At 36.4% G+C, this 14,578-nt stretch carries 18 protein-coding genes; 7 read left to right on the top strand and 11 right to left on the bottom strand.

What is annotated here, in order from left to right; translation table 11 throughout:
* The first annotated feature begins 11 nt into the window (after positions 1-11).
* The gene (locus tag LJC66_RS11060; protein ID WP_230932549.1) at positions 12-482 is read left to right on the top strand and encodes a DinB family protein; all 471 of its coding nucleotides are present in this window, start codon (positions 12-14) and stop codon (positions 480-482) included.
* Between the two features lie 156 nt (positions 483-638).
* Entirely contained in the window at positions 639-1,424 is a 786-nt protein-coding gene (locus LJC66_RS11055; protein ID WP_230932548.1) for a nucleotidyltransferase domain-containing protein, read from the top strand.
* A gap of 242 nt (positions 1,425-1,666) precedes the next feature.
* Here the strand turns inward: LJC66_RS11055 and LJC66_RS11050 are convergent, their stop codons facing one another.
* The 4 genes from LJC66_RS11050 to LJC66_RS11035 form a co-directional block, all read right to left on the bottom strand.
* Complete coding sequence (locus LJC66_RS11050; protein WP_230932547.1) at positions 1,667-2,509, bottom strand: hypothetical protein; 843 nt, start codon at positions 2,507-2,509, stop codon at positions 1,667-1,669.
* Positions 2,510-3,001: 492 nt separating this feature from the next.
* The gene (locus tag LJC66_RS11045; RefSeq protein WP_016763981.1) at positions 3,002-3,199 is read right to left on the bottom strand and encodes a hypothetical protein; all 198 of its coding nucleotides are present in this window, start codon (positions 3,197-3,199) and stop codon (positions 3,002-3,004) included.
* Between the two features lie 115 nt (positions 3,200-3,314).
* Positions 3,315-3,743: a metallothiol transferase FosB gene (fosB, locus tag LJC66_RS11040; protein WP_195694125.1), complete on the bottom strand. Its 429-nt coding sequence runs from the start codon at positions 3,741-3,743 to the stop codon at positions 3,315-3,317.
* A gap of 66 nt (positions 3,744-3,809) precedes the next feature.
* Positions 3,810-4,421, bottom strand: a complete 612-nt coding sequence (locus LJC66_RS11035; RefSeq protein ID WP_230932546.1) for a LysE/ArgO family amino acid transporter — start codon at positions 4,419-4,421, stop codon at positions 3,810-3,812.
* A 103-nt stretch (positions 4,422-4,524) separates the two neighbouring features.
* Here LJC66_RS11035 and LJC66_RS11030 point away from each other — a divergent pair, with 103 nt between their 5' ends.
* The gene (locus tag LJC66_RS11030) at positions 4,525-5,967 is read left to right on the top strand and encodes an aminotransferase-like domain-containing protein (RefSeq protein WP_230932545.1); all 1,443 of its coding nucleotides are present in this window, start codon (positions 4,525-4,527) and stop codon (positions 5,965-5,967) included.
* Here the strand turns inward: LJC66_RS11030 and LJC66_RS11025 are convergent.
* The 5 genes from LJC66_RS11025 to LJC66_RS11005 all read right to left on the bottom strand — a co-directional run bounded on the left by LJC66_RS11025 (position 5,958) and on the right by LJC66_RS11005 (position 9,450).
* Positions 5,958-7,034: a HAMP domain-containing sensor histidine kinase gene (locus tag LJC66_RS11025; protein ID WP_230932544.1), complete on the bottom strand. Its 1,077-nt coding sequence runs from the start codon at positions 7,032-7,034 to the stop codon at positions 5,958-5,960. The two genes, LJC66_RS11030 and LJC66_RS11025, sit on opposite strands and share 10 nt — an antisense overlap.
* The gene (locus tag LJC66_RS11020) at positions 7,031-7,711 is read right to left on the bottom strand and encodes a response regulator transcription factor (protein WP_028408662.1); all 681 of its coding nucleotides are present in this window, start codon (positions 7,709-7,711) and stop codon (positions 7,031-7,033) included. Before LJC66_RS11020 ends, LJC66_RS11025 begins: the two co-directional genes overlap by 4 nt.
* An 11-nt stretch (positions 7,712-7,722) precedes the next feature.
* Positions 7,723-8,286, bottom strand: coding sequence for a class I SAM-dependent methyltransferase (locus tag LJC66_RS11015; protein ID WP_230932543.1), 564 nt, complete (start codon positions 8,284-8,286; stop codon positions 7,723-7,725).
* A 127-nt stretch (positions 8,287-8,413) separates the two neighbouring features.
* The gene (locus tag LJC66_RS11010; RefSeq protein WP_195694136.1) at positions 8,414-8,593 is read right to left on the bottom strand and encodes a hypothetical protein; all 180 of its coding nucleotides are present in this window, start codon (positions 8,591-8,593) and stop codon (positions 8,414-8,416) included.
* A gap of 131 nt (positions 8,594-8,724) precedes the next feature.
* Entirely contained in the window at positions 8,725-9,450 is a 726-nt protein-coding gene (locus LJC66_RS11005) for an SDR family NAD(P)-dependent oxidoreductase (protein WP_230932542.1), read from the bottom strand.
* Between the two features lie 198 nt (positions 9,451-9,648).
* On the opposite strand from LJC66_RS11005, the gene LJC66_RS11000 reads away from it, so the two are divergent.
* A complete protein-coding gene (locus LJC66_RS11000; protein WP_230932541.1) occupies positions 9,649-10,275 on the top strand; it encodes an FMN-dependent NADH-azoreductase in 627 nt (208 codons plus the stop codon).
* A gap of 358 nt (positions 10,276-10,633) precedes the next feature.
* Here the strand turns inward: LJC66_RS11000 and LJC66_RS10995 are convergent, their stop codons facing one another.
* Complete coding sequence (locus LJC66_RS10995) at positions 10,634-11,401, bottom strand: TrmB family transcriptional regulator (protein WP_195694140.1); 768 nt, start codon at positions 11,399-11,401, stop codon at positions 10,634-10,636.
* A gap of 122 nt (positions 11,402-11,523) precedes the next feature.
* Between LJC66_RS10995 and LJC66_RS10990 the strand changes: the two genes are divergently transcribed.
* The 3 genes from LJC66_RS10990 (at position 11,524) to LJC66_RS10980 (ending at position 14,157) form a co-directional block, all read left to right on the top strand.
* Positions 11,524-12,297: a sulfite exporter TauE/SafE family protein gene (locus LJC66_RS10990; RefSeq protein WP_195694142.1), complete on the top strand. Its 774-nt coding sequence runs from the start codon at positions 11,524-11,526 to the stop codon at positions 12,295-12,297.
* A 164-nt stretch (positions 12,298-12,461) separates the two neighbouring features.
* The gene (locus LJC66_RS10985) at positions 12,462-13,127 is read left to right on the top strand and encodes a hypothetical protein (RefSeq protein ID WP_230932540.1); all 666 of its coding nucleotides are present in this window, start codon (positions 12,462-12,464) and stop codon (positions 13,125-13,127) included.
* 139 nt (positions 13,128-13,266) lie between these two features.
* Positions 13,267-14,157, top strand: a complete 891-nt coding sequence (locus LJC66_RS10980) for a PhzF family phenazine biosynthesis isomerase (protein WP_230932539.1) — start codon at positions 13,267-13,269, stop codon at positions 14,155-14,157.
* Between the two features lie 39 nt (positions 14,158-14,196).
* On the opposite strand, the gene LJC66_RS10975 is transcribed toward LJC66_RS10980, so the two are convergent.
* Positions 14,197-14,475 carry a hypothetical protein gene (locus tag LJC66_RS10975; RefSeq protein ID WP_223268911.1) on the bottom strand — a complete coding sequence of 93 codons (279 nt, stop codon included), beginning with the start codon at positions 14,473-14,475 and terminating at the stop codon, positions 14,197-14,199.
* Positions 14,476-14,578: the final 103 nt, after the last annotated feature.

Genomic DNA, 14,578 nt, shown 5'->3' with positions numbered 1-14,578 from the left:
GATGTGAATATATGAATTCGTACTGTGAGATGGTGTTTAATCAAATAAACGTTAATATCCATTCCCTAACCGCCATCATTAATGACGTTACAGAAGAAGAGCTTGCTTATCGTCCCCTCCCTCACAAGCGGTCTATTCAAGAGCTGCTGCAGCATTTATGTCTCATTTGTAGTGCAGACTACTATATTTCCTTAGGCTACTCTGCAGATAAAATGAATGACTTTTATCTGCAGCATCCAGCTTATACAAAGCTTGAACTCAAAGCAGCTTTAATAGAAGGTTTTAACCAGCTAAAAGCGGTCTACTCTTCTTTTGACGAACAAAAGCTGTTTTCACTGCAGACATCCTATTGGGGATGCACGTATACACGTTTTGAATGGCTGCTTGAAATTCAGTCTCATCTATACCATCACCGTGCAGAACTGTATACGCTTCTAACCTGTTACCGCAGAAACGGATTGGATGTAGTGCTTTTTGAGTGATATAACTTTTTACTCTTTATATTTTCGTAGATTTTTAGGGGCTTAAAGGAAGCTTCTTTTATTTATTTACCATCTTCCATCCATTATGAAATATAATAGGAGAAATAGTAATAGCTTTTGTATATAGAAAGCATTAAAAGAAAATGAGGTTGGGTTATGAGAGAAACAATTGTTGCAGCTTTAAAGAAAATTGAAGAAGATTACGACGTAAAAGTATTATACGCTTGTGAATCTGGAAGTAGAGCGTGGGACTTTCCATCTAAAGATAGCGATTATGATATTAGGTTTATTTATATTCATAAGAGAAATAAATATTTAAGCATTGATCCAATCGGTTTAGGTAAAAAGCGAGATGTAATAGAGCTACCTATTAATGACCTATTAGATGTTAGCGGCTGGGACTTAACCAAGACATTAAAACTTTTTAGAAAATCAAACCCACCTTTACTAGAATGGATGCAATCAAACATTGTATATTACAAGGCGTATTCAACATTTGATAAAATGAAAGAACTACATTCTAACATCTTTACTCCTACTTCTTGTATATATCACTATTTAAATATGGCTAGAAATAACTTTAGAGAATATTTACAAGGTGACGAAGTAAAAATCAAAAAATATTTTTATGTTTTAAGACCCGTGTTAGCTGCTAAGTGGATTGAGCAATATAACGAATTTCCTCCACTAGAATTCCCTATTCTCTTAGAGAAACTGTTACCTGAAGGAGAATTAAAAGAAGAGGTTAGTAAGCTGTTAAAGCGTAAAATTAGTGGTGATGAGTTAGATTTAGAACCACGCATCAATGTTATTAATGAATTTTTAAACTTAGAAATTGACCGTTTAAACAAATACGTCAGAACTTTATCTGTAGAATTAGATGACCCTACATATGAATTAGATCAATTATTTAGAGATACTTTAGACGAAGTTTGGAACTAAGTATAAAACAAAAAGGCTTATCCCTAATGCAAGTAGCAGCGGATAAGTCTTTTATTTATAATTTCTGTTATAGATGGTAGTAACGATGCATTCTTATTTGCTACGCTATTGGCTCTAATTACACTATTACTCTCTTTCTTCTTACATACACCTAAGATTAATAGAGAAAAATAAAAAAGTCGTTTCTTTGTATAAGAAACGGCTTTTTATTTTAATAAACAATTGTATTTAAAGCACATATTTTACATTTGGATATCATATTTAGATTCAAATGCAGACACTTTTTCTTTAGCGTCTAAAAATTGTGTTTCAGCAGCTTTTGTGTTTTCTTCTAAAGTTGATTTATCCTTACCACTTTCTTTTTGTAGAACTTCTAGCATTTCAACTTGCTTATTTAATGACGAAGTTACGCTAGTGACTGCGGAATTCAATTGATTATATTCTTCAGTACTAAAACTAGCTTTATATTTCTCCAACTCTTCCTTAATAAGCTTTATTCTTTTCATAGGCATTCCTTGTATGGCCTTAATAGCCTCAGTTGCGTCTGCATCAATTTTTTCATAATTATAGCTATCTGCATTAAAATCTTTGTCTAACTCAATAGTGTTCACTGCATTAAAGTGCTGAGTAATATCGGCTTTAGTTAATACATAATGTAAGTGGGTACCTATTGCAGCCTCGTACACATCTGCTGCTGAGCCGTAACGCTTTTGAGCTTTTATTGCTTGATCATTACTTAAATTGTCTATCTCAGTTTTTAAGTCTTTTAAGTGTTTGTCTATTTCACCATCATCGCCTTGAAGAATATTCTTGCTTTCAATTGACTTTGCAAGTATGTTAAAGTCTGCTTCAAAAACAAGATAATCATCAGATTCCATATATCCTTTTTCTTTTGTATAGTCTTTACACTCGCTCTCTAATTTAGAGATTTTTTGTTCAAGTTTTTTCTGCTCTTTCCCCATTTGTTTCTGCTCTTGCTTAGCAGATTCTTGTTTTTGTTCTTCTTTTGTTGACCCACAAGCTACTAAACTAATAGATAACAATGATGCTACAAGTCCTAGGCCGATTTTTCTTAAATTCTTCATTTCTTTCTCCTTTTTTTGGTATGTAGTTTTTTCACCCAACTTTGGTATGTAGTTTTTTCACCCAACAATGATAGCATATATTACGTACTCCAAAAGAACGATTTTAGTAAAATTATCAAGTTTTCTATAGATGAACCATTAAAAGCAACAATATTTTATCTGTTAGTAGCAACTTTAAAAAACCTCTTATCCGCAGTTTTACTAACAATTGCTTAGTTATTATATCTTTTATCTTACGCGCATTAAAACTAATTAGGGAAAAAATAAAAACCGCTTCACTGTTTAGAAAATGGTTATTTACTTTAACATATAATTCTATACTTAGAGTTAATTTGATATTTCACCCTCTAGTTCTGCTTCAAAATCATAAATTTACAATTTTTAGCAAATTTACTTATTTTTCTAAAATAGAAATTAATCATTTTTTTCATAAAAATAGTACTATTTTCAAGAGAAATCTTTTATTTCTCCTGAGAATAGTACTACACTATATTAGATAACCTTTATTTTTGTTTTAATTGTATAATATGTATCTGCTATGAGTCCTACTGCAAGTCCGCTAATCATCCCGTACGGTAATACACCTGGTACATTTTGATAAAAAGTGCCGATTAACATTGCAGCTAAAATGCCGAAAAGTACGCCTATCACAATATGCGAACCAAACTTCACCTGTTTTGCGGTATACATTCTTCCTCCTCCTCACTTTTTTTCCATTATATCACAACAGCATCGTTTATTTAATGATAACTGAGCGAGGAATGCGAATGTAATAAAACTGTAACCTTATATAACTATTTTAATACTACTCTTCTGGCGAATAAAATGTCATATGAGGCTTTTCTTCTTGATAATACGCTAAACGGTCTTGGAGCGTACCGGTGTGAAATTCAAATTTATGACCGTCCGGATCCGTAAAATAAATAGATTTTCTGTCTCTTTTGTCGCGGTTTCTTCCCGGTAAGATGGTTACATTATGCTGTTTTAACAGTTCTTTTGCTTCGTCAAATTTCTCAATAGAAATAGAAAACGCTAAATGAGTATACGAATACTGAATGTCTGATCTAGGAATATTTTTTTCTTCGTTTAACGCCAGCCACAGTCCATTTAGACTAAAGTAAGCGGTGGATTTTCCTTTTAATAAAAGTTCCGCTCTTAGCACTTTCTGATAAAATATGATGGATTGTTCTAAATTTGACACAGAAAAGCACATATGATTAATTCCTTGAATCATCTTTACCCCTCGCTTTCTAGAAAAAGTACTTCTTTCTATTACATAACTTTCCTTTTAGCATCTATTTTACTGAAAAAACATACTTTTTGCCATGTAAAGAGCTACTCCCCAAATCATACATGCAGAAGCCTTATTGACCCAAATCATTATTTTTCCATTTGAATCCATTTTCCCTACTGCTTTTCCTGCAAAAGCTAAGGATAAAAACCATATCCATGAAACGCATATCGTAACCAATGTAAAAACCCACTTTTCTTTTCCGCTGTACAGTAGAGAATTTGTTCCGATTACGCCCATGATATCCATCAGCGCGTGGGGATTTAGCAAAGATACAGAAGCAGCAAATAAAACTTGCGCTTTTACCGTCATCCCTTCCTTTACTGACGTTTTTGACGGTTCGCTCTTCCACGTCACAAAGCCCATATACGCTAAAAAAAGAAAACCTATTCCAAAAATAAGCGTTTGAAAAAATGAAAAAGCAGCGGCTACGGCTGAAACTCCCAGCACTGCTACTAGAATTAAAATCGTATCACAAACAGAAGCCGTTACCACTACGGGAAGCGCCTGTTTGATCGTTCGTTGATTTGCTCCTTGGTTAAAAACAAACACATTTTGTACCCCTAAAGGTAAAATCAAACCGAATGCTAACAACAAAGCATGTATAACCACTGTAAACATGTTGCTCTCTCCTTTCTCTTTTATCCTACAATTGACATCCCCTGTTGTCTCCATCCAAATTTTGATTTATAATACCAACCAAATTATAAAAAGGTGGTCTCACATGAACTGGACTCCAGATCCGGCTGATAAAAAGCCAATGCACAAACAAATTCAAGAGTATATGAAAGAGAAAATCATAAATGGAGAGTGGCCTATTGGAACTAAAATTCCTTCACAGCGCCATTTAGCTGCTAGCTTTTCTGTAAATAGAAGCACGGTGGTGACAGCAACCGAAAACTTAATTGCTGAAGGACTGCTCAGCGGAAACAAAGGCGGTGGCACCAAGGTCATTAACAATACGTGGAGCTTACTAGCATCAGGTTCTCACATGAACTGGAATTCGTATGTAGAAGCAGGAATATACCGACCAAATTCTCCGACTATCCGCCATATTAACGAAGCTGAATTTCAACCGGGCATTATTCGTTTAGGAACTGGAGAGTTAGCACCTGACCTGCTTCCTTCCCATCAGCTTGCGGAACTATTTAGCGGAATTAACCATAGAAGCGTACACTTGGGCTACGAGCACCCAAGAGGAAATAATGAACTTCGACAAGAGTTAGTGAAGCATGTAAAAAAACGAGGCATCGAAACTTCTCCTTCATCTATTTTAATTGTATCCGGTTCACTTCAAGCTCTTCAGTTGATTTCAATCGGCTTGCTGCCTCCAGGTGCCAATATATTAGCTGAAAAGCCTTCTTATCTTTATTCTCTACCGTTATTTCAGTCCGCACAAATGAAAATAACGGGCGTTTCGTTAGACGAAGAAGGAATACATTTAGCTTCATTAAAAGGCCAGCACGAAAAAGAAAAAGGCACAGCTTTATATACAATACCGAACTTTCATAACCCCACCAATGTAACGATGAGTGAACAAAGGCGCCAAAGACTGCTTCGCCAGTGTGAAAGAATGCATTTGCCTATTATTGAAGATGATGCTTACGGAGAGCTTTGGTTCCATTCACTGCCTCCACTTTCATTAAAAGCTCAAGATAAAAATGGAATGGTTCTTTATTTAGGAACGTTCTCTAAAACATTCAGTCCAGGATTTCGAATTGGATGGATTGTAGGGCCTGAACATGTAATTGAGCGATTAGCTGATCTTAAAATGCAAGTTGACTACGGAGCCAGCTCCTTATCTCAATGGGCCGCTGCTGAAGCTCTCAAAACCGGAATCTATGACAAGCATGTGGCCAGCGTACGCTATAAATTAAAAGAAAAATCTCAGCAAACACTGGCTATTCTAGAGAAGTATTTGAAGAATCTCGCTGTGTGGAATGCTCCGAGCGGAGGTTTTTATTTTTGGCTTACGCTGCATAAGCCTGTTTCGATGCGGAAGTTATTTAAGCACTGTCTCGACGAAGGAGTTCTTTTAAATCCAGGCGCATTGTATGACCATGAGACATCACAGCATATCAGAATATCGTTTTCTTATGCGACGCTTGCAGAATTTGAATACGGCATCAAAATAGTCGCAAAAAGCCTTAAGAATCTTTACAAGTGATTCTTAAGGCTTTCTTGTGTTAACGGCAGCTTTATAAAAAAAGTGAGCTTATTATGCTGAAGATCCGCTCGTATCTCTCCTTGATGCAGCTGAATAATTTGTTTTGCAATAGCCAGTCCTAAACCTGAACCATTCGCGTCCGTTCTTGATTCATCACCTCGATAAAATCGATCAAACAACTTTTCTACCTCAATTTTTTCACTGATGTTAATGCTGTTCCTAAAAGAAATAACTATGTAGCCCTCGTCAATCTCCTGATTCACCTCTAACACAGAAGGCTTTTTGCTGTATTTCTGGGCATTTTCGAGTAAGTTTTGAAATACTCTTACCATTTTTTCCACATCAATAAATGCATTCCATTCACAGGCAAAGTTAGTCTGAACGTTAATGCCTTCTCTTGTTAAAATTGGCTCGTACTCTCCTATTACCTGTTGAAGCAAACGTTTCATATCGACCTCATTTCGTTGAAGCTGAAGATCAGGACTCGTTAATTTTGTATAGTCGAACAATTCTTCAATTAAATCAGTTAAGTATTTTGCTTTTGAATCAACAATATATAAGTAGCTATCTAATGTTTCATCATCCATACTTTCTCTTTTTTTGATTAAATCCAGGTATCCAACGATGGATGTTAACGGCGTACGCAAATCGTGAGATACACTGGATATTAACTCATTTTTCACTTGCTCCAGCTCTCGTTCACGATCAAATTTTGTCCGAAGCTGCGCAGACATTTTGTTAATGTTTTGACTTAATTCAGCCAGTTCATCTTTTCCTCGTACATGGATGGTTGCGCCTAAATCTCCATTTGAGATTTTTTGAACTTGTTTAGAGATTTCTTTCAAATAACGAATATGGGAACGGATAAGTGCTAAGAAAACAAAAACAAAGACCACAACGGCGATAAAAAAAAGTCCAAACGCCAATACATTATATGCAGGGACATTCATTTTCGCTTCTTGTATATACCTGCTCAAAACAAGCCTAGCAATTAAAATAAAAATTAAATTGGTAGCCAAAAAACTTATAATGATAGCAAAAAGTAGCTTTACACTTATTCTTCTCATATTCTGTATCCTACGCCCCATATGGTTTTAATATAAATAGGCTTTTTCGGATTATCCTCAATTTTTTCGCGAATCTTTGTAATATGAACCATTACGGTATTATCCGATTTAAACGCATCTTCTTGCCATACAGCTTCATATATTTTCCCCATACTCATCACCGTTCCTTTGTGGCGTACCAGCAGCTCTAAAATATCAAACTCTTTTGGTGTTAAACGAATCTCTTGGCCGCGCACAAAGACAAGCCGGGTGCTGCGGTTAATTTCCAAATCGCCAATTTGAATGATATCTCGCTCAGCACGTTCGTTGTATTTTTTATAGCGTCTAATTTGTGATTTTACTCGTGCGATGAGCTCGAGAGGATTAAATGGTTTTGTTAAGTAATCATCTGCGCCTGCTGTTAACCCAGAAATCTTGTCCATATCTTCTGACTTAGCCGACAGCATAATAATGGGCATGTTTTTTTCTTCACGTATTTTAAAAGCAGCGTCGATTCCATTCATCTGCGGCATCATAATATCTAATATAATTAAATCTACTTCTTGTTCCTCTAAAAGCGCTAATCCAGATACAGCATTAGAAACTTTCAGCGCTTCAAATCCTTCATTTTCTAAGTAAATAGCAATTAAATTACGAATTTGCTCATCGTCATCTATAATTAAAATTCTATCTTTCATTTACAAACTCCTTATATCTGATTCTTTTCGCATGTAAAAATATATGCAGGAGGAACATTTCTCCACTCTTTTTCCACTTTAATGTGAGGGAAAAACGAGCGGATCAGCTGTTTTTTTAAATTCGTATACTGAAACGTAATAAATTTCCCTTCCTCGGCTAATACGCTGCGCGTGTTTTGCAAAATACAGTCCGACACTTCAGACGTTAAAGAAGCAAAAGGAAGACCTGATAGTACGTAATCCACTTTTGGAATATCATACTGTATCAAGTACTTTTGAACATGTTCAGCGGATCCGTGTATCACATACACATTTTTTTCATCTCTTACTTGTTCCTTTACTTTTTCGTAAAAATGCCGATTGTATTCGATAAGAAGCAAAGTTGTACAAGCGCTTCGTCTTCTTATTAATTCACGGGTAAAAACTCCGGTTCCTGGCCCGTACTCTACTATACAGTCTGCATGTTCAAAATCAATCCCTTTTACCATTTTTTTCGCTAAGTGCGTAGAACTTGGCAAAAGTGCTCCTACCGTTCGCGGCTGGTGAAAATATTGATACATAAAAGCTAAATTCATTTTCTATTCCTTCTTTCTACTCTTTCTTTCTAGAATAGAAAAAAAATCTAAAGAAACGTTAAGTAAATTTCTTAAGAATTCTTAAGAAAACAAAAAGGAAGATGGGATATAACGGAATTAACTCAATCTAAAGACGAGCAAATTGGATTAATAAACCCATATGGATTGCTCTTGACACCGCTGTTGATTTCCGTGCAAGACTTCGCTTTCCGCGGGCGGCCGGTGAGCCTCCTCGTCGCTTCCGCTTCTGCGGGGTCTCACCTGTTCCGCTTTTCCCGCAGGAGTCTTCGCCTTGCCCTCCAATCAACAGCTAGAAGCGGTAAAACCAACGTTCATAATAACAGTAAAAAAACCGAATGATCAGTCAATAATATCGATTGATAATTCGAATTTGCCTTTAACTAAAATATTTTTATCCAGCCTCGTTTAAAAGATAATTTATCGTAAATAACAGCCGCTATTTAAATCAAAGGTGGCTCCTGTATAATGTTTTGCTTGAGGGCTCAGTAAAAAAAGAACCGTATCTGCCACGTCTTGAGGCGTAACAAAGCTTGGAATCAGCTGATGAGCGATGTATTCATTTTTGCGCCATTCTGGAATGTTTTTCATCATGTCGGTATTCACTATTGTAGGTGCTACAGCATTCACCCGGATATAAGGAGAAAAATTCATCGCACAGCTCTTGGTTAATCCTAGTATTGCTGCTTTAGACATTCCATATATAGCATCGGAGCTTCCTTCCATTCCTGACACGGAGGATATATTAATAATCGCTCCTTCCGTTTCTTTTTTCATTAATAATTCGCCAAAGTACTTGGAAAAATAAATATATCCTTTAATATTAATATCCATCACAAAATCTATTTCGTTTTCTTCATAGTCCAATAAATTTTTTCCTAAATATACGCCCGCATTATTAACTAACCCATACAAACTTTTATCTTTTATTTGATAAAAAAGATCTTTTACATCCTTTCCTTTTTTAACATCTACTACATACGTTTCAATATGGCCCTGGCCCTTTGTATCTTCAGCTAGCTGTCTCAAAGCTTCATCATTAATATCACAAGCAATAACTGAATAGCACTTCGACACACACTCTTTTACAATTTCTTTGCCAATTCCAAAACCTGCACCCGTGACAATTATCCATTTTTCTTTCATCTCGACACCTCTTATTTACTTTCTGTTAGACATACTTGTTATGTAAATATTCAAACACTCATTATACCATTATTTTCTATATAGACATCCCTTTCTTGTGTTCTTTTTTAGCTTGCCTGACAAAGCGCGTATAGTTTTTTATGGGAGTGATAACGATAAGACAGTACATTATTTCAAACAAGAAAGAGATGATAAGACGTGGCAAAAGTACTTTATATTACAGCTCATCCTCACGATGAGTCTCAATCATTCAGTATGGCAACTGGAAAAGCATTTATCGATGCTTACAAAGAGCACAATTCAAGTGACGAAGTTGTACATATTGACCTTTATAAAGAAATTATCCCTCATATTGATGCGGATGTATTTAGCGGCTGGGGCAAACTTCAGTCTGGCTCGGAACTTTCTTCTCATGAACAGGAAAAGGTCAATCGCCTTGCAGAATTGAGCGAACAGTTTGTATCAGCGGACAAATATGTTTTTGTAACGCCTATGTGGAACTTTTCGTTTCCACCGGTTATGAAAGCTTATTTAGACTCTGTAGCCGTAGCCGGTAAGTCATTTAAATACACGGCAGAGGGTCCTGTGGGGCTATTAACGGATAAAAAAGCGCTTCATATTCAAGCGCGCGGAGGCATTTATTCTGAAGGCCCTGCAGCTGATATGGAAATGGGGCATCGTTATATTGGGATTATGATGAATTTCTTCGGAGTACCTTCGTTAGACGGCATTTTTGTGGAAGGGCATAACGCCATGCCAGATAAAGCCCAAGAAATTAAAGAAAAAGGAATAGCAGAAGCAAAAAAACTTGCCCAAACTTTTTAATATAAAGAGGCTGTAACAAAAATATTTTAATTGAAGGAAGATCCGAACGAGGACTCGAGACTCTTAATGGAGCATCAACTTTGTTCGGATTTTTCTGTTGGTAAGGTGAACGTAGCTTTCATGCATGGCGGCTGCTTCCAGTAGTTAATTGGAGGGCAAGGCGAAGACTCCTGCGGGAAAAGCGGAACAGATGAGACCTCACAGGCTCGTAAGCGACGAGGAGGCTCATCGACCGGTCGCGGAAAGCGAAGCCTTGCACGGAAATTAACTGCGATGTAACAAGCTATTCATACTAGATCATTTACCCCGTTTGTTCATCTTTAGATAGAAGTGATTTCGTTATGTCTAAGTCTCTTTTCTACGCAAAAAAACTTTCTCTTTCCCTTTCGATCCACCTGTCCATTTCTCTATCACTTTTTTCTACAAGTCTGTTAACGAGAATATCATGCCAAATATAATTTTCAAGTAAATTAATGTTGACTGCGTTATTTGTATAGTACGCCATTTCTTTATGACCATAAATCATTTCACTGCTGTCAACAGATATAATAAACCAGTTTTGATTCCCAATGTTTTCGGTATAGCTCGTATGACGGTGCCGGTCAAATTCCTCCATTGCTTTATCTTGTTCAAACACAATTCCTTTTAGTGTGACACTCTCCCTTAGCTGTAATAAAAGAGGCTTCAACTCATTATAAATATCGGGCCAAAGCGAGATGACAATTTTATTTTTTGCTTTTAACAATAGCGACTCACAAAAAGCAAGAATGGCTGTTTCTCCTTTCATCGTCATAACCCTGCTTTCTTCTATAGACTCTGCAGTTTCAAGACGTTTAAGCGTTTCGCTAACGTCTTCATACGTTTCGTTCCATTTTTTCTGCAGCGAATGTAAAAAAGCATCGACGGGCAGCGACGTGTACTGGGTGCCATCATTACTCTCTTCTTTTAACACCATGCCTTTTTCCTCTAGTCTTTGTAAAATATCGTATACACGCGCTCTTGGCACACCTGAATGTTTACTAATGCTATAAGCAGTGGAAGATCCTTTTTTGACAAGCGTCACGTATGCTTTTGATTCATACTGATTAAATCCAAGCGACTGCAGCTGCTGAATAATATTTTCCATAAAGGAAACCTCCCTGTTTTTTAAGTTATTTGAAATTTTCATCATTTACATATTTACAACTGCTTTTTATATAGTTACTATTTAAGTAGTCACTATATATTATGACATGAGGAAGGTGCTTTATGGAAGAATTAAGTTTACAGATTGTTCTTTTGCTTTTACTCTTTGGTTTTTTAGCTGCATTCATAGACTCTGTAGTTGGCGGAGGCGGTTTAATTTCAACGCCTGCCCTTTTATTTTTAGGCCTGCCTCCCGCTGCTGCCTTAGCTACAAATAAATTAGCCGGAACGATGGGCGTATTAACGAGTACCATTCGATTTGTCAAATCCGGAAAAGTCGATTTTCGCGTTGTAGGCAAATGGTTTCCTTTTGTATTTATTGGCTCTTTAGGAGGTTCAATCACCGTTCATTTTCTATCCTCTGCTTTTTTGAAACCTGTTATTTTGATTCTTCTTGTTTTAGTTGCTATTTATACAATCTTCAAAAAAAACTGGGGCACCACGTCCACGTATAAGCCGCTGTCTATTAAGAAACTTGTTTTCTTTACCGTACTTATTTTTATTATTGGCTTTTACGATGGATTTTTAGGAGCAGGCACAGGTTCATTTATTTTATTCGCTTTTTTATTTATGGGATTTGATTTCCTGCAGTCAGCAGGCAGTGCAAAATTTTTAAATTTCGGCAGTAATTTAGGTGCTTTGCTTGTGTTTTTATATTTCGATTCTGTTGTATTTTCTTACGGATTAATTATGGGGTTTGCCATGATCGTGGGTTCTTTTGTCGGGTCAAATGTCGCTCTATCAAAAGGCGTGACGTACGTCCGAACGCTTTTTATCCTTGTCACTTTAAGCCTTATTAGCAAAAACATATTCGATTATGTGAATCAGTACAAATAGATCAATGGTTTCTTTAGAACCATAACAATGAACCTGTATATCTATTAGATTAATAAAATCACCTCTTACTATTTTCTTATTTTTGGGTAAATGTGTAAAAAGACACTAAAATTGTTGTATACTGGTCCATATTGTTTTACATAATTTAGAAACATTATACAGAGGTGAACATTTTGTTTAAGAAATTCAGGTTTTTATGGTTTATTTTGCTTATCTTTGCACTTATTTTTGTCAAAAATACGTTCTTTTCTTCTTCAGATAACGCTGCTGAGACTCTAGCAACGTCAGATGTTCCACAAGCCGCAGCTACTTTCAAAGAGGGAAACAATCAGCAGGACGGAGCCATTATTCAAAAATATCGCAAACAGCTAGATGCAGCGCAGAAAAAAAACGACGAAAAAGCTACTAAAGAAATACAGGAAAAAATGTATGAAGATGGCAGGCAAGCAGCACTAAACTTTTTACCGCGCAATAAATTTCAAAGAGCTTTTTCTCAGCCTTCTAAAAAATCGGCCGATGACATTTATAACTTTCTAATTGCCCAAGTAGGGTTTGGAGGATATGGTTCTCTTTATCGAGAAGCAATAGCTGCAAAAAAAGAAGCAGTTTCTTCTACTGATGAATTAAATATGGGTGGCATTCAAGCTAAAACCGCTGCACTTACATACGGCACACTAGCACAAAGAGAGCAGCTGCTTGTTACAAGGCTTGCCTATGACTTAAGCAGCGTAGGCGTCATTTCTTCCGATACAGCTAAAGATATTGATAAAAAAGCGACTCATATGCTAGAAGTTAGAAAAGAAGGAATAAATGCCACGATGCAAGAATAGTTTTGCGAAGTGAAAAGCAGCAGGTAAAACTGCTGTTTTTTTATTCTAACGTTCAGGTATTTCACTATTTTAATAGCCGATCATTTAATAACACTGGTTAAAGCTTTCATACAATGATATAAAAATGGAGGTAATTTCTATGAAAGAAGCAATTGTTTATCAATACGATGCGTTCAGTACGCGCCCTAATAAAGGAAATCCTGCGGGAATTGTGTTTAACGGAGATGATTTTTCAGCTGAAGAAATGCAGAAAATTGCTTATCAAGCACAGTTTAACGAAACGGCTTTTATCATGAAATCTTCCCGCGCTGATTTACGAATTCGATATTTTACACCCGGACAAGAAGCAGATCTGTGCGGTCATGCGACCGTCGCTTCTCTTTATGCTTTACATAGTAAAAACAAACTTCCAAAAACTACATTTACAGTGGAAACAAATGCTGGAATTTTGCCGATGACTGTACAGAATAGAAACGGACAACCTGTTATCACCATGAGTCAAGTTTCTCCGCAGTTTCATCCGTTTTCAGGTTCAAAAGAAAAACTGGCAAACGCTCTTAATCTTCATATTGATGACCTTGATCAAAGACTTCCTATTGTATATGGAAGTACAGGGAACTGGACGCTTATGGTACCTTTAAAAAATTTAGATGCCTGTAAAAAGATGAAGCCTAATCAAGAAGATTTCCCTTATATTTTAACAGATATGCCAAAAGCATCTATTCATCCCTTTTGTTTTGAAACGATTCACTCAGAAGCCCATATGCACGGAAGACATTTCTCTTCACCATTTTCAGGTACCGTAGAAGACGCCGTAACTGGAACAGCATCAGGCGTAATGGGCGCCTATTATGCAAGATATGTGGACCAGCAAGATAACGAACGCTGGCAATTTGTGATTGAGCAAGGACAGGAAATAGATAAAGATGGCTTCGTTCATGTAGAAATTACAAAAAAAGAGAACACGTATGGTGTGGTAATCGCAGGAGAAGCTGCCTATGTAACCAAGCAAATCGTTTCTCTTTCCTAATAAAAACGTGTCCGCCTATTTGGCGAACACGTTTTTTGTTTAGTAAATAATAGCCTGTACGCTCATTATTGTAACGGTTAAAATAAGAATCACGTTCCCTATAATTAACCACGGCTTTGCGCTTCCTCTTCTACCTTTAATAGCCGTGATTAGTCCAGCAATGGGCAATAAAGCCATAACGATGACCCAAATTTTACGAAGAATGCTGGAATCCAAATAAAAACCAAACTGCATCATCGCAAATAACACGACTGTGATAAGGAAGAAAAGTGTAGGCACAGCTAAATGAATGCCTCTTGGTCTCATTGAGTAGTACACAACATCACTTTCTTTCTATGTAAAATCTTACGTAAAATAACGTTATCATTTACAAAGAGTTTTGACAACTTTTTGAAGGATTTTGTCAACAAATTTTAATAAT

The sequence above is a fragment of the Priestia sp. TSO9 genome (assembly GCF_021029645.1).
Lineage (GTDB): Bacteria > Bacillota > Bacilli > Bacillales > Bacillaceae_H > Priestia > Priestia megaterium_E.
This window is presented reverse-complemented; position numbering and strand designations above follow the sequence as displayed.